We start from the raw sequence: 20,728 nt of genomic DNA, 5'->3' as shown, positions 1-20,728 counted from the left end.
CCGTGACCCGCGCCGCGCGCCGCCTCCTGCCGCTCGTCCTGCCCGCGATCCTCGTCGGTGCGGTGAGCTCGCTCGTCTTCGTCGGCATCAGCGAACTCGCCCACCAGGTGGAGAAAGGGCTGTGGCAGCCGCAGAGCGCCTGGTGGACGGTCCTGGTGCTGACGCTCGGCGGGCTGCTGACCGGCCTCGTCATCCGCTTCGCGCCGGGCCACGCCGGCCACGACCCGGCGACGGAGGGCCTGGCCGGGGCGCCCCCGCTGCCACTGTCGGCCGTGCCCGGGGTGCTCGTGGCCTTGTTCATCACGCTGGCGTTCGGGGTGAGCCTCGGCCCGGAGGCGCCGATCATCGCGGCGAACGTCGCGATGGCCGCCTGGTTCGGCGGGCGGGTGATGCCGAAGGCGCCCGTGCCGATCTGGGTCGCACTGGCGCTGAGCGGCACGCTCGGCGCGATGTTCGCGACGCCGATCGCGGCGGCCCTCCTGCTGTCGGAGATGCCCGCCAAGGAGGGCGAGGCCCCCCTGTGGGACCGGATGGTCGCGCCGCTGCTCGCAGCCGCCGCGGGCGCGCTGACGGTCCGCTTCCTCAACCCGTCCATGGAGTTCACCCTGGACGTCCCGGCCTACACGCCCGCTCCCGGCGACATCCTCACCGGGGCGGTCGTGGCGTGCGTCGCCTGCCTCGTGGGCATGGCGATGGTCTACCTGTTCCCGCACTTCCACCGGATCGCCCACACGGTGCGCCACCCGGTCGTCCTGCTGACGCTCGCCGGCGTCGTCCTGGGCGTGCTCGGCGTGCTCGGCGGCCGGATCACCCTGTTCAAGGGGCTCGACCAGATGAAGGAGCTCGCCGCCGATCCCGGCGCCTACTCGATGCCGCAGCTCGTCCTCATCATCGTCGTGAAGTGCCTGGCGCTGCTCGTCGCGGCGTCCGCCGGGTTCCGCGGCGGCCGGATCTTCCCGAGCGCCTTCATCGGGGTCGCCGTCGGCGTGCTGGCCGCCGCCGTGCCTTGGCCGGGCATCCCGCTGGCGCTCGCCGTCGCGGCCGGGGCGATGGGCGCGTGCGTGGCCGTCTCCCGCAGCGGGTGGCTGAGCCTGTTCCTCGGGGTGGTGCTCGGCGGGAGCGTCGCGCTGGTGCCGGTGCTGTGCGTGGCGATCCTGCCCGCCTGGCTCATCGCGACCGGACGCCGCGAGATGCGCGTCGACGTCACGGCTCCTGCGCACGCCCCCGGGCATGCGCGAGGACGATCGTGATGAGCGAGGTCACGATCACCAGGTCGAAGATCATCTGGATGGTGGTGAGGACCCGCGCCCACTGCCCGACGGGCACGATGTCGCCGAAGCCGACGGTGCACAGCGTCGAGACGGTGAAGTAGAGCGAGTCCAGCCGGGTCTCGATGCCGCTGAACTCCGCCGAACGCGCGTAGTAGATGAGCGCGAAGAACACGATGACGAGGTCGACCATGCTGAGCAGCAGCGCGATCTGCTCGGCGGGCAGCCTGCCCTCCCGGGTCACGCGGCGGCCCTGGTGGACCAGGATCCCGGTGACCGCGCTGAGCGACAGGAACAGGACGAGGCCCCGCAGCACGAACCCCGACTCGACGTCCTCGGGTCTGATCGGCACCGCGAAGTAGACGACGGCCCCGCCGAAGAACGCCAGGAACGCCTCGCCCCACACCCGCATCCTGCGCGACAGGCTCACCCTCACACGCCACCCCCTCCGCAGGGAGGTACCAGGCGCGGCACCGTGCCGGACGGGCGGCGCGACGGATCCCGGCGTGAAGTTCAGCGGGACTTGACCGACTCCAGGGCCAGCGCCAGCAGGACGACGTCGCGGGGCTCGTCGAGTTTGCGGCAGGTGACCTGCTCCAGGCGGCGCAGCCGGTTGAGGACGGTGTTGCGGTGGCAGTACAGGCGCCGGGCGGCCTCGGCGGTGGAGCCGACCTCCAGCCAGCACGCGAGCGTGTCGAGGAGGGCGGACGACTCGTGCGACGGCAGCGCGAGCACGTCGGTCATGATCTGGCGGCGCAGCAGTTCGGCGAGGTCGGGCGCGGCGCGGACGAACGAGCGCAGCAGGTGGTCGTCGAGGGCGACGACGCCGCGCTGGTCGGGGCGGCGTCCGGCGAGGGCGGTCTCGGCGAGGCGGCGCGCGAACGCCAGGGAGGCGAGGCCGTCGACGGTGGGGCTGAGCCCGACCGGTCCCTGCACTGCGGATTCCAGCGCTTCGGCGAGCCGGCCGGGCCCTTCGCCGCGCAGCGCGACGACGGCGATGTCGCCGTCGGCTCCGGCCGACCACACGACGCGGTGGCCGACGAGCGTGTCGGGCTGGCGGACGCCGCGCCGCACCCGCGCGTACCGGGTGACGGCGACGGCGTAGGGCCCTGTCTCGTCGAGGCCGAGGGCGTCGCGGACCGCTTCGACGAGGGGCGGTTCGGGCGCGGACGTCTCCAGGAGTTCGCCGAGCAGGAGGCGGGCCCGCTCGTCGGCGAACCGCACCTGGTCGGCCTGGGCCTCCCGGTAGGCCTCGGCGGCGACGTCGGCCTGCCGCTCGATCCCTGCCCAGATGTGCATGCTGCTGCGCATCAGCAGGTCGAGCCGGTTCGGCGAGTCCTCCCGGACGATCCTGACGAGTTCGTCCCAGACGAGCTGGACCGACAGGTGGTAGGACTTCACGACCTCGTCGAGGGGGACGCCCTGGGCGGCGCGGCGGCGTCCGGTCCGGGCCGCCTGGACGAGTTCGCGGCGTTCCGGGCCGGGTTCGGGGATGGTCGCGAGGCCGTAGGCGAGGCCGAGCCTGACCGATTCGAACTGCTCGGCTTCGGGGACGATCCTGGCCGAGGCCGGGCAGTTCGCCCGGATTCGCTTGAGCAGCCGCGCGGCGAGTTCCGGGGTGTCGTCGCTGAGCCGGCGCGCGGCCATGCCGACGACCTCGCGATGTGTCTGGTTCCGCTCGATGAGTCCGAGTGCGCCCATGATGCCCTCCCTGAAACGGCCTTCAGCTTGCCCAGCCGGTTCCCGGGCGCGCAAGGGCGCGTTGTGGCCGCCGCCATACCGCCCGCCTCGGAATGTGACCCGACACACCCGCCCCGACCTGCGACGACGCGAATGGGACCGGTCCCAGTGCGGGGGTGCGCCGGTCACAAGACCAGGGATACACCTGTGGTGTCCGCACAATCCTGGAACGGTCCAGGGCCATTCCGGACGACTGCCGGGCCGCCCGGTTGTGACGATGCTCGAAACCGCCTCCCCGCGCCGTGGATTCGCCCGGAGCGCCCTGGCCGTCTCGGACACCCAGGGAACCCACCTATATCGGGTCATAAACGTCATACGAATTATCCATTTCGTGTTCATGACCACTTAATGCCGGGCTTCCGCCACGTACGACATTTTTGAGACGTTTTGTTCTGCCCAATCATGACCCGTTTCGTCCAGATTCCCCCCGATTTGGCCGGGTCGTGAAGGCAGAAGGGAAGACTCGTGAAGCGAGTCCTCACCGCGGTGGCCTGCGCGGTCGCCGTTTCCCCGCTCGCCCTCCTCGCCACCTCCACCCCCGCCGCGGCGACCCCGCCCGGCATCCCGAGCCTCGCCACCGCCCAGAGCCAGCTCGCCGGGCTCACCGTCGCGGCCGAGGCCAACGCCTCCACCTACGACCGCGACCTGTTCCCCCACTGGATCACCATCTCCGGGACCTGCAACACCCGCGAGACCGTGCTGAAGCGCGACGGCTCGAACGTCGTCACCAGCTCCGCCTGCGCCGCGACGTCCGGAAGCTGGTACAGCCCGTACGACGGCGCGACCTGGACCGCCGCGTCCGACGTCGACATCGACCACATGGTCCCGCTGGCCGAGGCCTGGCGCTCGGGCGCGTCCGCGTGGACCACCGCCAAGCGCCAGTCCTTCGCCAACGACCTCACCCGGCCCCAGCTGTGGGCCGTCACCGACAACGTCAACCAGGCCAAGGGCGACCAGGACCCCTCGACGTGGAAGCCGTCGCTCACGGGCTTCTGGTGCACCTACGCCAAGTCCTGGATCGCCACCAAGTCCTACTGGGCCCTCACCGTCCAGAGCAGCGAGAAGACCGCCCTGACGACCATGCTCGGCTACTGCTGAGTCATACGTAACACCTTCGCGATTCACCCCTTCCGGGCGGGACCTTCGCCCGGAAGGGCCCCTCGCCTGTGACCCACCTCACACTACTCCCCCGTGACGTTCGGGGCCCGGCCCCGCGCTGACCCACCGTGGAATCCGAGGAGCCCGACCTCGCCGATCTGGTCCGGCGCGCCCAAGAGGGCGACGCGGCGGCCTTCGACGCGCTCTACGTCGACGTGCAGCCGCGCATGCTGCGCTACCTGCGCACCCTCGTCGGCGACGACGCCGAGGACGCCGCGGCCGAGGCCTGGCTCCAGATCGCCCGGGACCTGCGCGCCTTCGCCGGCGACTCCGCGGGCTTCCGCGGCTGGACCGCCAGGATCGCCCGCAACCGCGCGATGGACCTGCTGCGCCAACGGCAGCGGCGGCCCGCCGAGCCCGTCCCGCCGGAACGGCTCGTGGACCTGGTCGGCACCGAGAGCACCGAGACGCTCGTGATGGACGCGCTGGCCACCGAGGCGGCGCTGAGGCTCGTCGGCTCGCTCGCGCCCGACCAGGCCGAGGCCGTGATGCTGCGGGTGGTGTACGGCCTGCCCGCGACCGCCGCGGGCCGCGTCCTCGGCAAGCGCGCGGGCGCGGTGCGCACCGCGGCCTACCGAGGGCTGCGCAACCTGGCCAAGCGCCTCGGCGCGCTCCCCTCCCGTTCCGCTTCCGGATCGGCCTCCCAGGCCACGGGAAAGTCAGAAAAGCCCGGGAAACATGTGACGGCCGTGCTGTCGGTGGCGCTTGAGGACACGAAATGAACGCAGAGGACACGCCACTGAACCGGGTTCTGGCCGCCCTGTCCGCTCCGGCGCACGACGCCGAGCTGGCGGGCCGCGACCGGGCCCTCGCGGCGTTCCGCGAGGCCGCGGCCTCCCCGTCGCCGGCCATCGGGAGGGAACCAGTGAAGACGAGCACCATCGCGAAACTGCTGACGCTGAAGACGGGCGTCGCCGTCCTGTGCGTCACCGCGCTCGGCGGCGTCGCCGCCGTCGCGGCCGGAGGCAACCCGCTGTCCGACGACAAGGGCAAGGACGGGTCGCACGCCCCCGCGCTCCAGCCCAAGTCCGCGCCCACCCGCCCCGCCCCGACCGGCACGCCGACGGCCGAGCCCGCCGCACCCGGCCACGTCGTCGCCCTGTGCGTCCGGATCCTGAAGGCCGTCGAGGACGACCCGGAGCACAAGGGCGGCAAGCCCGGCAAGGACCCGAAGAAGCTCAAGCACAAGGCGAAGTTCAAGCCGAAGGACGTCAAGGCCTGGGAGGCGCTCGTGCAGGCCGCGGGCGGCGCGGACGAGGCGAAGATCCTCGCCTACTGCGCGTCGCTCGTGCCGGGCCACGGCCCCAAGCCGGACAAGCCCGGCCGGCCCACCATCCCGCCGACCGGTAAGCCCGCCGAGCCCGGCAAGCCCGGGGGCCAGGACAAGCCCGGTGAGCAGCCCGGCGGCCAGGGCGGTCCCTCCGCCGGCCACGATGGCGACCGGGCGTAGAGCCCTGCCGCTCAGCCGTCCGGCGGCCCGGGTCCCCCGCCCTGGGCCGCCGGACCTCCGCTACTTCCCGCCCAGCTCGACCGCGACGGGTTCGGGCTTGTAGGACGCGCCCTTGGTGTCCTCGTCCACCTTCGCCAGCGCCTGCTCGATGTAGTCGTTGGTGTAGGCGAGGCCCTCGGGCTGCTTGGTGATGACCGTGTCGCCGTCGGCGTTCTTGGTGCCGAGCGCCAGGTCGACGGTCCGCTTCCAGTCGGCCTCGTTGATGACGCCGATGCCCTCGGGCGACGGCCAGATCAGCTTGTTGGTCTCGACGGTCTGCCAGAGCTGGTGGCTCGCGCCGAGCTTGGAGCCGCGCGCGACGACGAGGTCGCGGCACTCCTCGGGGTTCTCCCGGCAGAAGATCCAGCCCTTGATCGTCCCGGTGAGGAACTTGACGGTCGTCGCCTGGTAGTCGGGGTCGTCCAGCCGCTCGGTCGACGCCCACACCGCGTCCTGGAGCATCGACGTGCCGACCTCGTTCCAGTCCAGGACGGTGAAGTCCGACGCCTGGTAGGCCTTCTTCGTCTTGGGGTTCTCGGCTTCGAGTAGCTGCGCGTACTCGTTGTACGACATGGCCTGGGCCGCGTCGATGTCGCCGCGCAGCAGCGCCTGCATGTCGAACTGCTGCTGGACCAGCTCGACGTCCTTGCCGGGGTCGAGCCCGGCCTTGGTGAGCGCGGCGAACAGCTCGTACTCGTTGCCGAAGCCCCAGTTCCCGACCTTCTTGCCCTTCAGGTCGGCCGGTGTCTTGATGCCGCTGTCGGCGAAGGCGACCTGGTAGGTGCCGGACCGCTGGAAGATCTGGCCGACGTCGGTGATGGCGGCGCCCTGCTCGCGCGAGGCGAGGGCCTTGGGCACCCACGAGATCGCGTAGTCGGCCTGGTTCTGGGCGAGGACGGTCTGCGGCACGATGTCGACGCCGCCTTCGAGGATCTCCACGTCGAGGCCCTCGTCGGCGTAGAAGCCCTTGTCGACCGCCGCGATGTAGCCGGCGAACTGGGCCTGCACGAACCACTGGAGCTGGAGCTTGACCTTGGTGGGGCCGCCCTCCGCGCCGTCTGCGCCCGTGTCGGTGTCGGCGGTGCCGCATCCGGTGAGCAGGAGCGCGGCGGTGAGCACGCCGAGGATCTTCTTCACTGGTTCTCTTCCTCCGGGGATCGGGGGGTTGGGAGGGGTTCCGGGGCGGGAGGCTTGTCGGGAGGGGCGGGGAAGGTTCAGGACGCGGCGCGTCTCCAAGGGGTCGCGAGGCGTTCCAGCAGGAGGGCCGCGACGTAGAACAGCAGGCCGAGCGCGCACGCCCCGGCGACGAACGCCCAGGCCCGCGGGTAGGCGGAGTTGGATGCCGCGGAGGTGATGCGCGAGCCGAGCCCGTTCTGGAGGCCGCCGAAGTACTCCGAGACGACCGCGGCGATGACGCCCAGGGAGGCGGCCTGGCGCAGCCCGGTGAAGAAGAAGGGCAGCGCGCCGGGCAGCCGCACCTTCCGGTTGAACGCCCAGGGCGAGGCCGCGTAGGAGTCCATCAGCTCGGTGTGCGTGGGGTCGACCTCGCGCAGCCCGCGCAGGGTGTTGAGGTAGACCGGGAAGAACACCACGAGCGCGACGACGGCGCGGCGCGGGATGCTGCTGGTGGACTCGAACATGTTGTTCAGCAGGGGCGCGAGCGCGATGATCGGCAGCGCGCCCGCCGCGGCCACGACGGGCGCGGAGGCCTCGCCGAGGAGGCTGAACCGGGTAGCCAGCAGGGCCGCGGCGAGGGCGAGCAGCGCCCCGGCGACAAGGCCGGTGAACGCGTTGAGTCCGCTGGCCGCGCCCGTCCGCACGATGACGTCGAAGGAGCGGGCGAACTCCGCGGCGATCGCCGACGGACCGGGCAGCACGAACGGCGCGACCCGGCCGAGCCGGACGAACAGCTCCCACAGGACGAGCGCGCCCGCGCCGACCAGGGCCGGGGCGAGGAGCGCGCGGGCCCTCACTTCTTCTCCGCGGGGGCCGGCACCGCGGCGCCTGGCACTGCGGGGGCCGGCACTGCGGGGCCGCGCAGCGCGCGGCGGACGTCGGTGACCGCGGCGAAGAACTCCGGGGACTGCCGGACGTCCTCGCCCCGCGCCCCGAGCGCGACGGGCACGATCTCGGTGATCCGGCCCGGCCGCTCCGACATGACCGCCACCCGGTCGGACAGGAACACCGCCTCGTCGATCGAGTGGGTGACGAAGACGACGGTCGTGCCCGCCGCGGCGCAGATCCGCAGGAGTTCCCCCTGGAGCCGTTCACGGGTCATCTCGTCGAGGGCGCCGAAGGGCTCGTCCATGAGGAGCAGCGGCGGCCCGTCGGCGAGGGCGCGGGCGATCGACACGCGCTGCTGCATGCCGCCGGACAGCTGGGCCGGGTGGTGCCCGGCGAACTCGGCGAGCCCGACGAGGTCGAGCATCTCCGCCGCGCGCCTGCGCCGCTCGGCCTTGGCGACGCCGCGCAGCTCCAGCGGCAGCTCGACGTTGCGCTGGACGGTCCGCCAGTCGAACAGGCCCGCCTTCTGGAACACCATCCCGTAGGCGCGGTCCTTGCGTGCCTGCGCGGCTGGCTTGCCCGCTACGGTCACCGTTCCTCCGGTCGGCGGCGCCAGGTCGGCGATGAGCCGCAGCAGGGTGCTCTTGCCGCAGCCCGACGGGCCGATGAGGGACACGAACTCCCCCGGCGCGACGGCGAGGTCGGCCGCCGCGATCGCGGTGACCTCGTCCGGCCTGCCCGCGTTGAAGACCTTGGTGACTCCGGAGAGTCCGATCATGGTGTCGCTCCCCTCGCGGCGAGGCGCTGCCCGAGCGTCAGCAGGCCGGTGACGGCCAGACCGAGCAGGGCGGCGCCGAGCATCGCGGTGTAGACCTTCGCCGGGTCGCTCGTGGCCTCCCGGGAGTACTCGATGATGAGGCGGCCGATGCCGCCCCGGGTGCCCGTGGAGATCTCGCCGACCACCGCGCCGACGACGGCGGCGGCCCCGGCGAGCCGCAGCGCCGGGAACAGGAACGGCAGCGCGGCGGGCAGCCGCAGCTTGACGAGCGTCGCCCACCAGCCCGCCGAGTAGGAGTCCATCAGCTCCAGGGCTTCGTGCGCGGGCGACTGCAGTCCGCGCAGCAGGCCGACGGCTACCGGGAAGAACGCCAGGTAGGCGGCGATCACCGAGACCGTCGCCCACTTCGGCATGATCGCGCCGCCCCAGCCGGAGATGGCGGGGGCGAGCGCGACGAGCGGGACGGTCTGCGACAGCACGACGTAGGGCAGCAGCCCGCGTTCGGCGAACCCGAACCGCTGCATCAGCACCGCGAGCAGCCCGCCGACGAGGACGCCGGCGGCGAGCCCGACGGCGACGATCCCGAACGTCGTCAGGGCCGCCTTGAGCAGCACCTCCCAGAGGGGCGCGCCGCCGCGCATCTCGGGGTCGCCGAACCGGGCGAGGACCGACCACAGGTGCGGCATCGCCTGGTCGTCGGCGCGCGGCAGGAACCGCACGCCGAAGGCCGAGACGCCGTCGTCCGGCGCGAGGGCCTTGTAGACCTCCCAGGCCCCGGCGGCGGCAGCCACCAGGGCCAGGGAGCCGAGCGCGCGTCTCACAGGGTCTTCACTCGCAGGCCCGAGACGGCCGGGATGATCTGTTCGCCGTACACCGACAGGGTGTTCTCCTTGTCGTCGTGCTGGAGGTAGACCGCGAACTGGTCGACGCCCAGGTGCGCGAGCTCGCGCAGCCGGTCGAGGTGCGCCTCGACCGGGCCGAGCAGGCAGAACCTGTCGACGATCTCGTCGGGCACGAAGTCGGTGTGGGTGTTGCCCGCCCTTCCGTGCTCGGCGTAGTCGTAGTCCTTGCGGCCCTTGATGTAGTCGGTGAGGGCCTTGGGCACGGCGCCGCCGTCGGAGCCGTAGCGCCCGACGATGTCGGCGACGTGGTTGCCGACCATTCCGCCGAACCAGCGGCACTGCTCACGCTGGTGCGCGAGATCCTCGCCGACGTAGGCGGGGGCCGCCACGCAGAAGGTGATGGCCTCCGGGTCCCGTCCTGCCTTCTCCGCCGCCTCCTTCACCGCGCCGATCGTCCAGGCGACGATGTCGGGGTCGGCGAGCTGGAGGATGAACCCGTCGCCGACCTCGCCCGCGACGGCGAGGGCGCGCGGGCCGTATCCGGCGACCCACATCGGCAGCGAGCCGCCCTCCACCCACGGGAAGTGGATCTCCTGCCCGCGCACGTCGGCGACCCTGCCTTCGGCGAGGTCGCGGATCGCGACGGTCGAGGCGCGCAGCTCGGCGATCGTGGTCGGTTTGAGGCCGAGCGTGCGCACGGCCGAGTCGCCGCGTCCGATGCCGCAGACCGTCCGGTTGCCGTAGGCCTCGTTGAGCGTCGCGAAGTGCGACGCGGTGACCGACCAGTCCCGGGTCTTGGGGTTGGTGACCATCGGCCCGACGACGACCTTCTCGGTCTTCGCCAGGATCTGGCTGTAGATGACGAACGGCTCCTGCCACAGCAGGTGCGAGTCGAAGCTCCAGACGTGGCTGAACCCCGCCCGCTCGGCCTTCACCGCAAGGTCCACGACGGCCGAGGCCGGCGGGTCAAGCTGGAAGACGACTCCGATGTCCAAACTCTTCTCCCCCTCTGGTGCGATGCTGGTGCGGCGGTCAGACCAGGTAGCTGCTGAGGCCGCGGCGCAGGTACCGCCCGTGCCCCTTGCGCCCGCTGTAGACGCCGTTCTCCAGCAGGACCGTCCCGCGGCTGATGACGGTCTCGACCTTCCCCGCGATCTCGTAGCCCTCGAACGCCGAGTGGTCCATGTTCATGTGGTGGGTCTCGGCGCTGATGCGGGTGCGGCCGTTCGGGTCGTAGACGACGATGTCGGCGTCGGAGCCGGGCGCGATGACGCCCTTGCGGGGGTAGAGGCCGAACATCCGCGCGGGGGTCGTCGCGATGGCCTCCACCCAGCGCTCCAGGGTGAGCTGGCCGTCGGCGACGCCCTGGTAGAGGAGGTCGACACGGTGCTCGACGCCGCCGATCCCGTTGGGGATCTTGGAGAAGTCGCCGACGCCTAGTTCCTTCTGGTCCTTGAAGCAGAAGGGGCAGTGGTCGGTGGAGACGACCGACAGGTCGTTGGTGCGCAGGCCCCGCCACAGGTCGCGGCCGTGCGACTCGTGCTTGGAGCGCAGCGGCGTCGAGCACACCCACTTGGCGCCCTCGAAGCCCGGCGCGCCGAGCTGGTCCTCCAGCGTCAGGTACAGGTACTGGGGACAGGTCTCGGCGAACACGTTGCGGCCCGCGTCGCGCGCCTCGGCGACGCGTTCCAGCGCGCCCGACGCCGACAGGTGCACGATGTAGAGCGGGGTGTCGCGGGCGACCTCGGCCAGGTAGATGGCCCGGCTCGTCGCCTCCGCCTCCAGGGCGGCCGGCCGGGTGATGCCGTGGTGGATCGGGTCGGTCTCGCCGCGGGCGAGCGCCTGGGCGACCAGGACGTCGATCGCCGGCCCGTTCTCGGCGTGCATCATGATCATGGCGCCGTTCTCGCGCGCCCGCTGCATGGCCCGCAGGATCTGGCCGTCGTCGCTGTAGAAGACGCCCGGGTAGGCCATGAACAGCTTGAAGCTGGTGATGCCCTCCTCGGCGACGAGCGCGTCCATCGCCTTCAGCGCGTCGTCGTCGACGCCGCCGAGGATCTGGTGGAAGGCGTAGTCGACGTGGCACTGGCCGTCGGCCTTGGCGTGCCAGGCGGCCAGGCCGTCCTGGACGCGTTCGCCGGTGCGCTGGACGGCGAAGTCGACGATCGTGGTGGTGCCGCCCCAGGCCGCGGCCCGGGTGCCGGTCTCGAAGGTGTCGCTGGCGAAGGTGCCGCCGAAGGGCAGCTCCATGTGAGTGTGCGCGTCTACGCCGCCCGGGATGACGTACTTGCCCGCGGCGTCGATGACCCTGTCGGCCGTGAGGATCGAGCCCGGCAGGGACAGCGAGATGATCCGTTCGCCGTCCACGAGGACGTCGGCGTCGATCGCGCCCGACGGGCCGATGACTTTGCCGCCTTTGACCAGGAGTGTGGTCATACGTATGCCTCTCTGAACACGTGGCGCTTACGGTGCGGTGAGGTCGCCGTAGGCGTCCGGGCGGCGGTCCCGGTAGAACGCCCAGCGGTCGCGGACCTCGGCGAGCAGGCCCAGGTCGAGGTCGCGGACGATCAGTTCGGCCTCGTTGGTGTCTCCGACGTCGCCGACGAACTTGCCCTCTGGGTCGACGAAGTAGGACGTCCCGTAGAAGTCGTTGTCTCCGAGGTCCTCGATGCCGACCCGGTTGATCGCGCCGACGAAGTACTCGTTCGCGACCGCGGAGGCGGGCTGCTCCAGCTTCCACAGGTAGGAGGACAGGCCGCGGCTCGTCGCCGACGGGTTGAAGACGATCTGGGCGCCGTTCAGGCCGAGCGCCCGCCACCCCTCGGGGAAGTGCCGGTCGTAGCAGATGTAGACGCCGACCTTGCCGACCGCGGTGTCGAAGACCGGGTAGCCGAGGTTGCCGGGCCGGAAGTAGAACTTCTCCCAGAAGCCCTTCACCTGCGGGATGTGCGTCTTGCGGTACTTGCCGAGGTAGCTGCCGTCGGCGTCGACGACGGCGGCGGTGTTGTAGAGGACGCCGGGCTGCTCCTGCTCGTACATCGGCAGGACCAGCACCATGCCGAGCTCCGCCGCGAGGGCCTGGAAGCGCTCGGTGGTCGGGCCCGGGATCGACTCGGCGTATTCGTAGTAGGCCGGGTCCTGCACCTGGCAGAAGTACGGGCCGTAGAAGAGTTCCTGGAAGCACATGACCTTGGCGCCCTGTGCGGCGGCCTGGCGCGCGTACTCCTCGTGCGCCTTGATCATGGATTCCTTGTCGCCCGTCCAGGTCGTCTGGACGAGGGCCGCGCGGATGACTTCGGACATCACACTCCCCTTATCGAAGCCGTAACAGCGATATCCCCTGCCCTTTAAGAGTTCGGAAGCTATGGCCGCAATGGGACACCCGCATTTCATGATCGTTCCAGGGGAGTTACTGACGACCTCTTGCACCGGCCGTCAGTGGAGGGTCCGCCAAAAGGAACGCGGGTGACTTATCGCCTATAGGAGGAAGTGCTAGAGAAGTGCGAGCAGTTGCTCGCAGTGGCCGACGAGGGCGGCGCGCAGCGGCTCGGCCCGCGCGGTGAAGTCGCGCTGGAACGCCGCGTACTCGGCCCGGCCCTCGGCCGTCTCGACGCGGATCGGCGGGTGGCCGAGCGCCGCCATGTCGTACGGACTGGCGCGCATGTCGACCGAGCGGATCTCCCGGGCCAGCGCGAAGCAGTCGGCGACCAGTTCGGCGGGGATCAGCGGCGACAGCTTGTAGGCCCACTTGTAGAGGTCCATGTTGGCGTGCAGGCAGCCGGGCTGCTCCTGGTCGCGCTGGCCCTCGCGGGTCGGCTGGAGCACGTTGAGGGGGCGGGCCGGGGGCGTGAAGAAGCGGAAGGCGTCGAAGTGGCTGCACTTCACGCCGCGCCGGTCGACGGTCTCGGCGACCTCCTCGGGCGACAGCCGCAGCGGCCAGGCCGCGTGCCTGACCTCCTCCTGCGACAGCCGGTACACCATCGCCCACTCGTGCATGCCGAAGCACCCGAGGTGCGGGGGCCGCGACGCCGTCGCGGCGAGCAGGTCGCGGGTCCACGCGAGCGACTTGGCCCGCTTGGGCAGCAGGACCTCGAGATCCAGCGTCGCCCCGTCGGGGGTGTCCCGGTAAGCCTGCCCCAGCTCCTCGGCCCGGCCCCCCTCCAGCACCGCGCCCGCCCCCGGATGCCACGCGAGCAGCCGCCCCGGCCGATGCCCGTAGTACGTGAAGAGAAAGTCCTCCACAGGATGGGCCTTCCCCGCCCTCCGCAGCGCCAGGTACCCCCCGATCATCCCCTCCAGCCGCGCGCGGTGCGCCTGCCTGCGGGCCTGCCACACGGGCGCGCGAAGAACGGGGTCAAGAACCTGTGCCATACACGCATGGTAGGAGAACCTGCGCGGTGCGCCTGTAGCTGGTAGAAACGGATGCACGAGCACCTGCACGTGCACGCGCTTGCCCCGGGCGTCGTCGGACCGCGTTCGGGGGAGCGGCAAGCCGAAACGGCGAGGAGCGTAGATGATCCTGCGGGCCTTCAACGGGATGCCGGCCCAATGGCTTCCGGAAGTACAGTGGCGCGCCGCCGACCCGGGCGGCGCCTTGGAGGTGGCCGCGCTGCCCGACGGGGAGATCGCCGTCCGCAGCGCCCGGCACCCCGGCGGGCCGGCGCTGATCGTCGGCGCCGGGGACCTTGCCGGGTTCGTCGCGGGCGCCAAGCGCGGCCTGTTCGACGACCTCTGCGGCCTCTCCCCCGGCCAGGACGCCGCGCGTGACCTGCACGAGGGGCCGGACGAGGCGCTGCGCTCGGCCTGAGGCGGGGCGGACCCGCGTCCGCGCGGCGCGGGACACGGCTCCCTTACGGCCGGGACGCTCGCGTTCCTACCGTCGAAGGCATGCACACCACCTCCCTTCAGACCCTCGCCTGGCTCATCATGGGCTCGACCGGAAGCGCCCCCGGCGTCCTGCGGCTCGCGAACGGCCGGCTCGCCTTCGACGCGCACGGCCGGGGCGCGCTCACGCTCGGCCAGCTGCGCACCCTGGAGCAGCGCGGCAACGCGCCGGGCCTCGCCCGGCACCTCGGCGACGGCGGCGTGGCCGCCCTGTTCGACGGCCCCGCCTCCCAGGTCAAGTTCCCCTGGTACTACTTCGGCGGCGGCATGAAGCTGACCGTCGGCGGCTCCCCCTACCGCTTCTCCTTCCTCCAGCCCCAGAACACCCGCCTGCCCTCCGAGCTTTACGACCTGCCCGGCATCAGCGGCGAGATCAGCTCGGGCCGCGCCGCAGGCCGCGCCTGGCGCACCGCCCTCACCGGCGGAGCCTGACGGCAGGGCGCACCGCTAACACGCGGGCAGCAACTCCGGGGAGGGCGGGGAGGCGGCGACTAGGCTCGCCGCCATGACCTTCCTGGATCCCGCGGTAGACGCCTACCTGGCCGCGCACTGCTCACCCGCCGACGAGATCCTGCTCGATCTGGCGGCGGAGACCCAGCGGGTGCTTCCCGACTTCGCCGGGATGCAGGTCTCCCACGACGAGGGCCTGTTCCTCACCATGCTCGTCTCGCTCTCGGGAGCGCGCGACGCGCTGGAGGTCGGGGTCTTCACCGGCTACTCCTCGATCTGCATCGCCCGCGGCCTGCCCGCCGACGGGAGGCTGCTGGCCCTGGACGTCAACGAGGAGTACACCTCGATCGCGCGGGCCTACTGGGACCGGACCGGGCTCAGCGAGAAGATCACCCTGCAGATCGCGCCGGCGATCGACAGCATCCGGGCCCTGCCGGAGGTCCCGTCGTTCGACTTCGCGTTCATCGACGCCGACAAGACGGGCTACCCCGACTACTACGAGGCGATCCTGCCCCGGCTGCGGCCCGGCGGCGTCATCGCCCTCGACAACGTGCTGCGCGACGGCCGCGTCGTCGACCCCACCGCGCAGTCCCCGGCCGACCTCGCCGTCAAGCGCCTCAACGACCGGATCGCCGCCGACGAGCGCGTCTCCTCGGTCATGCTCCCGCTGCGCGACGGCCTCACCCTCGCCCGCAAGCACCCCTAGACGAGCGCCGCGGGCCGCACCTCGGTGATCCGGACGGGGACGCCGTCCTTCGGCCGCATGGCGGTGATGCTGCGGGGCACGACGGGGCCGGGCACCGGCACCGCGTCGACCCGGTCGAGCAGCCGGGCCAGCGCGACCTTCAGCGCGGTCGTGGCGAACGCCGACCCGACGCAGCGGTGGTCGCCGCCGCCGAACGGCAGGAAGGACGCGGGCGTCGCCGGGACGTGGCCGGGCGCGGCGGGGTCCCAGCGGTCCGGGTCGAACACCTCCGGGTCGGGCCACACCGAGGCCATCCGGTGCGTGACGTACGGGCTGAAGATGAGCGTCGTGCCCGCGGGGATGCGGCGGCCCTCGAACGCCAGGTCGCGCGCGGCGGTCCGGACCGTCATCACCACCGGCGGGAACAGCCGCAGCGTCTCGTTGACGACCCGGTCCAGGTAGGTGAACGAGGCGAGCGCCGCGGGGGTGACGGGCACGCCCGCGATCTCCGCACGGGCCTTCTCCCACACGCCTTCGGTGGTGAGCATGAGGTGGACGGCCCAGCCGAGCGCCGCGCTGGTCGTCTCATAGCCCGCGGCCATCAGGCTCATCACCTGGTCGCGGATCTCGGTGTCGGACAGGGCCCCGCCCTCGGCGTCGCGGGCCGCGGCGAGCGCCCCCAGGACGTCGCCGCCGAGGTCCCCGGCCGCCTCGCGCGCGGCGATCTCGGCGCTGATCCGCGCGACGACCTCGGCGCGCGCCGCGGCCGTCCGGCGCTGGAAGAGTTCTGGGAGCGCGCGCAGGAGGACGAGCTGGGTGTAGGGCTTGTCTATGGCGTCCAGCGCGCGCTGGAGCGGGCCCGCGAGCAGCGCCTCGTCGGCGGCGAGCCTGTCGCCGAACAGCAGCCGCACCGTCGTGCGCCGGGTCAGTTCCCGGAACTCGGCGTAGACGTCGACGGTCCGGCCCGCCCGCCACGTGTCGAGCAGGCCGTCGGCGCCCTCGGCCATCCGCGCGACGTAGGTCTCGATCCTGCGGTGGTGGAAGGCGGGCTGGACGAGCCGGCGCCGGCGCCGGTGGTCGGCGCCGTCGGAGACGATGAGGGCGGTCTCGCCGTTCACCGGGACGAGGACGTCGAAGGCCTCGCGGACGGTCAGCGCGGCCGGGTCGGCGAACACGAACGCGTTGGCGGCGGGGCCGAACAGCAGCACGTAGCGGAAGCGGCCCCAGCCGAAGCCGGACGCCTCACCGCCCGCCTCGTGCGCCGCGAGCAGCCCCTCATAGGGGTCGCGGGCCAGCATGGCGGCGAGGCGCAGCAGCGCCCGCGGCGAGGAGATCCCCGGAAGCGTGTCGGCCACCGGGTCACTATCGCACGCGGAACCGGCCTAGGTAAGGTCCTTGTGCTCGCCGCGGCGCACCTCGGCCAGCCAGGGACCGAGCAGCGCGTCGGTGTCCAGGCCGGCCGCGCGCAGGCGCGCGATGGCCCGGTCGGCGCGCAGCCAGTCCGGCTCCTGCCGGGCCACCGGCGCGGGCTTGTCCGGGAGCATCCGGCGCGCCAGGAGGACGAGCCCCGTGGCGAGCAGGACCACGACCATGAACAGCACCGGGAGCACCGTGCTCTCGGTCACGGGCAGGGCTGCTGTCATCCCTTGCCGACCTCCTGCTGGCGCGGCACGAAGTCCTCGGTGCTGACCTGGCCGCGCTCGGTGTCGCGCGCCAGCACGTCGGCGAGGGCGTCGCGGACGGTGGCGAGCCCTTCGACGAGCCGCTCGTGCGCCCGGCTCAGCTCGGCCACCCGCGTCCCGACCTCCACGTCGAGGGAGGCGCTGACCCGCTCCTCCAGCTCCATGGCGCGCTGGCGGGCCTCGCCGAGGATGCGCTCGGCCTCGACCGTCGCGGCGGCCAGGCGCTCGCGCGCCTCGGCGGCCATGAGGTCGGCCAGCTCCCGCGCCCCCAGCAGGGTGCGCTCGGCTTGGCCGGCCGCCTCCGCCTTGCGCTGGTCGGCGCATTCGGCGGCGAGCCGCAGCACCTTCGTGACCGCGCCCTCCGAGGGCGCGACCGAGGCACCGCCTGGCGCCTCTGCATGGGCGCGCAGCTCACGGCGCACCTCGAAGACGAAATCGTCCACCTCACGCCGGGAGTATCCGAAGAGTCGGATGGTGAAGCCCGGTTCCTCACGGACAGCCATAAAGCCGGAGGCTAGGCACCCGGAAGCACAAACGAGCGGCGGACGTGCGGGGCCTTGGGAATCTTTGCCGTCTCCGGGTGCGGTCACGGGAAACGACATAGGATTCACCGTAAGCCACGTCCGACGACACCCCCGCGGAAGCCATGCCGACCACGAGGCTCTACCAGGCCGTCCTGCGCGACCCCGGCCCCACGCTGGCCAAGCGGCTGCGGCGCGCGTTCAGCACCTGGCTGGTCGGCAGAGGGTTCCCCGAGGTCCCGATCAGCCCGCACTTCTCGGCCACGGTGAAGGGCACCCGCGCGCGGCTGGACGCCGCCCGGGGCTGCGGCCGCTTCACCGTCGAGGACGGCAGGCTCCGCACCCGCGTCACCTACGCCCAGACGATGGAGCGGATGACGGGCTGGGTGGTGGTCACGGTCGAGCAGTACGCCGGGGATCCCGCCGAGGAGTTCGCGCCCGGCTTCCTGCCCGACTATCTGGCGACCGAGCGGATCACCGACGGCGGCGTGCACCTGACCGGCCGGGCCGAGGAGCAGGCCGAGGACGGCATCGTCTATCTACTGGGCGACCTGTCGGAGCGCAGGCGGCGCGTGCCCGTCGTGGTCGTCGCGGTGGAGGGGCGCGGAACGACGTCGGGGCGGGCGCACGCGGAGTACCTCGCCGACCGGGTCGCGGGGGCCGCGCAGGTCGTGTGGCTGGCCGATCTGCGCGCCCAGGACAGGTTCAACGACACCATCGGCGACGACCTGGCCGTCTACGGCGGCGGCGTCCGCACCTATCTCGCGGGCTTCCGGCCGGGCGAGGAGGACGCCGACCGGCACCGGGTGATGGGCGGCAAGATGCTCCGCGCCGAGGGGACGCCCGCGCTCGACCGGGCGGCGGGCTTCATCATCGGCGAGACCGCGGGGATGAAGCTGCCGGACGAGCTGCGCGAGCCGTACCGGGTCGTCGGCCGGATCGTGCAGGGCGACGCCGAGCCGGAGGCACTGGCCGAGGCGGCCCGGCCGCAGCCCCTGCGGTCGGCGTTCATCGATCCCGAGCAGTACCGCAAGATGATGGACATGGCCAAGGCGGTGCAGGTCGCGCCCGCTCCCAAGCCGCGCCCACCGGTGCCGGTGCTGCCCGCGCCGCGCGCTCCGGAGCCCGCGCCCGAGCCCGCCCCTGCCGCGGTGAACGGCAAGGCTCCTTCGCCCGCGCTGGATCTCGACACGCTGGCCAGGACCATCGCCGACAAGGTGGCCGAACGGCTCACCGATCTACCGGGCTCGGTCGCCAAGGCGGTCACCGAAGGGATGCACGGCGAGCTGGAGAGCATGCTCGACCTCGTGGCCGCCGATCCGCAGGAGCTGGCGCGGCACATGCGCACGATGAACAGCCATGTCGCGAGCCTGACCCGCGAGCTGAGCGAGGCGCGCGCGGGGAGGGAGCGCGCGGTCTCCGGGCGGGCGGAGGCCGAGTCGGAGTCGGCCCGGCTGGAGGACGAGATCGAGCGGCTGGTCGACCAGCAGCGCTGGCTGGAGCGCGATCTCGCCGACACGACGACGCGCGAGCGGCACCTCGCGGTGCGGGTGCGGCGGCTGGAGAGCGAGCTGGCCAAGGCGGCGGGCACGGTCGAGATCGCGGACGAGGCCCCGGAGTCGCCCGCGTCGCTGGTGGACGCGCTGCACTTCGCCGACTCGCTCACCCATGTGGTGATCGGCGAGACCATGCACGAGGCGGGCCTGCTCGACCTCGCCCATCCGACGCTGCGCCGGGTGTGGGCGGGCAAGGCCTGGGACGCCCTGTGCGCGCTGGACGAGTACGCCAAGGCCCGCTCCGGCGGGGAGTTCCAGGGCGGGTTCCGCGACTGGTGCCTGGCCGAGACGGGCGGGCGCCGCGTCATCTCCGCGAACCTCCTGGCGATGAAGGAGTCGGACTCGGTGACCGGCCGGGACAAGTTCTCGGCCGTGCGCACCTTCGCCGTCCCGACCGAGGTGGACCCGTCGGGCCGGGTCTTCATGCCCGCCCACATCAAGCTCCGCAAAGCGGGCACCCCGGCGCCCCGGATCCACTTCCTCGACGACGCGGGCGGCCCCACCGGTCGGATCTGGGTGGGCTACGTCGGGGACCATCTCCCCAACACCCGCACGAACTGAAGCGCCCCCGCACAGGTGCCCGGCACCCGGGACAAAATGCCCAGAAAATGGGGACATGTCGAAGGCGGACGTGGTGGCCGGGTCAGCGCTACGCTGCCGGAATGACGCCGGTTCCGGGCAATCACCAGCGGGTGGCGGACGGACTCGCCCTCGTGGGGAAGGGCATCGCCCCCTACGTCGACAAGCAGATGCGCGCCCGCCACGGGGCGCAATGGCTCGCCATCCGGTCGAAAGAGGACACGGCTCGGCTCGGCGAACTCGTCGAGCACTCCCTCGACGACACCCGGCTGATGCTGCGGATCATCACCGAGGATCCGGTCTTCTGTGAGCCGAAGGTGCTCCCGCAGCCGGGCGTCCGCATCGCGGGCATCGTCCTGGCGGTGGCGGCCCGCCTCGAGAACGGCGCGTTCACCCCGGCCGAGGAGGACCACGCGCTGCGCACGATGGCGCAACTGCTGCGGCTCGTCGGCGCGCGCAAGGTCGCCGGGGAGGTGCACGAGATGATCAAGCCGCCTCCCCCGCCGCCTCCCCGGCGCCGCAACAACGCGCAGCTCGTCCGCAGGGCCGTGCTCGGCAAGAAGGCCGCCGAGTCCGCGGAGAAGGGCAGGTCCGGCTCCGGCCAGATGCGGCTCACGACGCTGGTCGTGGGCGCGCTCGTCGTGCTCGTCGCCCTCCAGATCCTCAGCGACGACGCCTCGCCCGACGACCCCTACGAGGGCAAGTGGACCGAGAAGAAGGTCGGCGAGCAGCTCCTCGGCAAAAGGGACGTGGCGATGACCGACAGCAGCCACATCGTGCTGCTGGAGGGCGAGCCCAAGGACGACGCCTTCAAGGGCGACGTCTACTTCGTCGCGGGCGCGCTGTACGCCACCGACCGGCGCCTCGCCGTCCTGCCGAAGGGCGGCGATCCGGGCTACGAGGACTGCGCCGGCATCAAGGACTGGCTCACCGTCGCCGAGGAGGAGGAGCTGGAGAAGGGGCGGCGCCTCTGCGTCGTCACCGACCGGGGCGCGGTCGCGCTGCTCACCGTGCAGAGCAGCCGTGTGAAGCCGCGCAGGGTGACGTTCGACCTGCGGGTCTGGAAGGGCGAGCGGCAGGACTGAGCCGGGC

Annotated in this window: 22 protein-coding genes; 9 read left to right on the top strand and 13 right to left on the bottom strand. The window is 72.2% G+C overall.

The features are described from left to right. Positions 1-2: 2 nt before the first annotated feature. Positions 3-1,250 (top strand): ion channel protein, encoded by a 1,248-nt coding sequence (locus ACYVOM_RS40145; protein ID WP_460308876.1) that lies wholly within the window; start codon positions 3-5, stop codon positions 1,248-1,250. Here the strand turns inward: ACYVOM_RS40145 and ACYVOM_RS40140 are convergent. Continuing rightward, the gene (locus tag ACYVOM_RS40140) at positions 1,204-1,704 is read right to left on the bottom strand and encodes a potassium channel family protein (RefSeq protein ID WP_460308875.1); all 501 of its coding nucleotides are present in this window, start codon (positions 1,702-1,704) and stop codon (positions 1,204-1,206) included. The genes ACYVOM_RS40145 and ACYVOM_RS40140 overlap by 47 nt on opposite strands. A gap of 77 nt (positions 1,705-1,781) precedes the next feature. Continuing rightward, positions 1,782-2,969, bottom strand: coding sequence for a PucR family transcriptional regulator (locus tag ACYVOM_RS40135; RefSeq protein WP_460308874.1), 1,188 nt, complete (start codon positions 2,967-2,969; stop codon positions 1,782-1,784). A 504-nt stretch (positions 2,970-3,473) separates the two neighbouring features. On the opposite strand from ACYVOM_RS40135, the gene ACYVOM_RS40130 reads away from it, so the two are divergent. The 3 genes from ACYVOM_RS40130 to ACYVOM_RS40120 all read left to right on the top strand — a co-directional run bounded on the left by ACYVOM_RS40130 (position 3,474) and on the right by ACYVOM_RS40120 (position 5,616). Beyond that, positions 3,474-4,106 (top strand): HNH endonuclease family protein, encoded by a 633-nt coding sequence (locus ACYVOM_RS40130; RefSeq protein WP_460308873.1) that lies wholly within the window; start codon positions 3,474-3,476, stop codon positions 4,104-4,106. A 128-nt stretch (positions 4,107-4,234) separates the two neighbouring features. Then, positions 4,235-4,888, top strand: a complete 654-nt coding sequence (locus ACYVOM_RS40125) for an RNA polymerase sigma factor (RefSeq protein ID WP_460308872.1) — start codon at positions 4,235-4,237, stop codon at positions 4,886-4,888. After that, positions 4,885-5,616: a hypothetical protein gene (locus ACYVOM_RS40120; protein WP_460308871.1), complete on the top strand. Its 732-nt coding sequence runs from the start codon at positions 4,885-4,887 to the stop codon at positions 5,614-5,616. Before ACYVOM_RS40125 ends, ACYVOM_RS40120 begins: the two co-directional genes overlap by 4 nt. Before the next feature lie 60 nt (positions 5,617-5,676). Here the strand turns inward: ACYVOM_RS40120 and ACYVOM_RS40115 are convergent, their stop codons facing one another. The 8 genes from ACYVOM_RS40115 to ACYVOM_RS40080 all read right to left on the bottom strand — a co-directional run bounded on the left by ACYVOM_RS40115 (position 5,677) and on the right by ACYVOM_RS40080 (position 13,650). Next, positions 5,677-6,792 (bottom strand): ABC transporter substrate-binding protein, encoded by a 1,116-nt coding sequence (locus ACYVOM_RS40115; RefSeq protein WP_460308870.1) that lies wholly within the window; start codon positions 6,790-6,792, stop codon positions 5,677-5,679. Positions 6,793-6,869: 77 nt separating this feature from the next. Beyond that, positions 6,870-7,628 (bottom strand): ABC transporter permease, encoded by a 759-nt coding sequence (locus ACYVOM_RS40110; protein WP_460308869.1) that lies wholly within the window; start codon positions 7,626-7,628, stop codon positions 6,870-6,872. After that, complete coding sequence (locus tag ACYVOM_RS40105; RefSeq protein ID WP_460308868.1) at positions 7,625-8,437, bottom strand: ABC transporter ATP-binding protein; 813 nt, start codon at positions 8,435-8,437, stop codon at positions 7,625-7,627. The genes ACYVOM_RS40110 and ACYVOM_RS40105 overlap by 4 nt, the downstream gene beginning before the upstream one ends. Continuing rightward, the gene (locus tag ACYVOM_RS40100) at positions 8,434-9,258 is read right to left on the bottom strand and encodes an ABC transporter permease (RefSeq protein WP_460308867.1); all 825 of its coding nucleotides are present in this window, start codon (positions 9,256-9,258) and stop codon (positions 8,434-8,436) included. Before ACYVOM_RS40100 ends, ACYVOM_RS40105 begins: the two co-directional genes overlap by 4 nt. Further along, positions 9,255-10,274: a TIGR03842 family LLM class F420-dependent oxidoreductase gene (locus tag ACYVOM_RS40095; RefSeq protein ID WP_460308866.1), complete on the bottom strand. Its 1,020-nt coding sequence runs from the start codon at positions 10,272-10,274 to the stop codon at positions 9,255-9,257. Before ACYVOM_RS40095 ends, ACYVOM_RS40100 begins: the two co-directional genes overlap by 4 nt. Before the next feature lie 37 nt (positions 10,275-10,311). Then, the gene (hydA, locus tag ACYVOM_RS40090) at positions 10,312-11,715 is read right to left on the bottom strand and encodes a dihydropyrimidinase (protein WP_460308865.1); all 1,404 of its coding nucleotides are present in this window, start codon (positions 11,713-11,715) and stop codon (positions 10,312-10,314) included. Positions 11,716-11,742: 27 nt separating this feature from the next. Next, positions 11,743-12,582, bottom strand: coding sequence for a nitrilase-related carbon-nitrogen hydrolase (locus ACYVOM_RS40085; protein WP_460308864.1), 840 nt, complete (start codon positions 12,580-12,582; stop codon positions 11,743-11,745). 189 nt (positions 12,583-12,771) lie between these two features. Next, on the bottom strand, positions 12,772-13,650 hold the full coding sequence (locus tag ACYVOM_RS40080; protein WP_460308863.1) for a 3-methyladenine DNA glycosylase: 879 nt from the start codon (positions 13,648-13,650) through the stop codon (positions 12,772-12,774). Positions 13,651-13,792: 142 nt separating this feature from the next. Between ACYVOM_RS40080 and ACYVOM_RS40075 the strand changes: the two genes are divergently transcribed. From ACYVOM_RS40075 to ACYVOM_RS40065, 3 genes are all read left to right on the top strand, one after another. After that, on the top strand, positions 13,793-14,086 hold the full coding sequence (locus ACYVOM_RS40075) for a DUF397 domain-containing protein (protein ID WP_460308862.1): 294 nt from the start codon (positions 13,793-13,795) through the stop codon (positions 14,084-14,086). Positions 14,087-14,166: 80 nt separating this feature from the next. Then, positions 14,167-14,595 carry a hypothetical protein gene (locus ACYVOM_RS40070; protein WP_460308861.1) on the top strand — a complete coding sequence of 143 codons (429 nt, stop codon included), beginning with the start codon at positions 14,167-14,169 and terminating at the stop codon, positions 14,593-14,595. A gap of 73 nt (positions 14,596-14,668) precedes the next feature. Continuing rightward, positions 14,669-15,319 carry an O-methyltransferase gene (locus tag ACYVOM_RS40065; RefSeq protein WP_460308860.1) on the top strand — a complete coding sequence of 217 codons (651 nt, stop codon included), beginning with the start codon at positions 14,669-14,671 and terminating at the stop codon, positions 15,317-15,319. Here ACYVOM_RS40065 and ACYVOM_RS40060 read toward each other — a convergent pair. Genes ACYVOM_RS40060 through ACYVOM_RS40050 form a run of 3 tightly spaced genes read right to left on the bottom strand, consistent with a single transcriptional unit; the run spans position 15,316 to position 17,483 of the window. After that, positions 15,316-16,653, bottom strand: a complete 1,338-nt coding sequence (locus tag ACYVOM_RS40060; protein WP_460308859.1) for a cytochrome P450 — start codon at positions 16,651-16,653, stop codon at positions 15,316-15,318. The genes ACYVOM_RS40065 and ACYVOM_RS40060 overlap by 4 nt on opposite strands. A gap of 27 nt (positions 16,654-16,680) precedes the next feature. After that, complete coding sequence (locus tag ACYVOM_RS40055; RefSeq protein ID WP_460308858.1) at positions 16,681-16,941, bottom strand: hypothetical protein; 261 nt, start codon at positions 16,939-16,941, stop codon at positions 16,681-16,683. Continuing rightward, positions 16,938-17,483: a hypothetical protein gene (locus ACYVOM_RS40050; protein WP_460308857.1), complete on the bottom strand. Its 546-nt coding sequence runs from the start codon at positions 17,481-17,483 to the stop codon at positions 16,938-16,940. The genes ACYVOM_RS40055 and ACYVOM_RS40050 overlap by 4 nt, the downstream gene beginning before the upstream one ends. Before the next feature lie 143 nt (positions 17,484-17,626). Here ACYVOM_RS40050 and ACYVOM_RS40045 point away from each other — a divergent pair, with 143 nt between their 5' ends. Together ACYVOM_RS40045 and ACYVOM_RS40040 are read left to right on the top strand one after the other, a co-directional pair. Beyond that, positions 17,627-19,618: a hypothetical protein gene (locus tag ACYVOM_RS40045; protein WP_460308856.1), complete on the top strand. Its 1,992-nt coding sequence runs from the start codon at positions 17,627-17,629 to the stop codon at positions 19,616-19,618. A 101-nt stretch (positions 19,619-19,719) separates the two neighbouring features. Then, the gene (locus ACYVOM_RS40040; protein ID WP_460308855.1) at positions 19,720-20,721 is read left to right on the top strand and encodes a hypothetical protein; all 1,002 of its coding nucleotides are present in this window, start codon (positions 19,720-19,722) and stop codon (positions 20,719-20,721) included. Positions 20,722-20,728: the final 7 nt, after the last annotated feature.

The sequence above is a fragment of the Actinocorallia aurea genome (genome assembly GCF_054783995.1).
The sequence above is the reverse complement of the archived record's forward strand: the minus strand, read 5'-3'. Positions and strand labels throughout refer to the sequence as shown.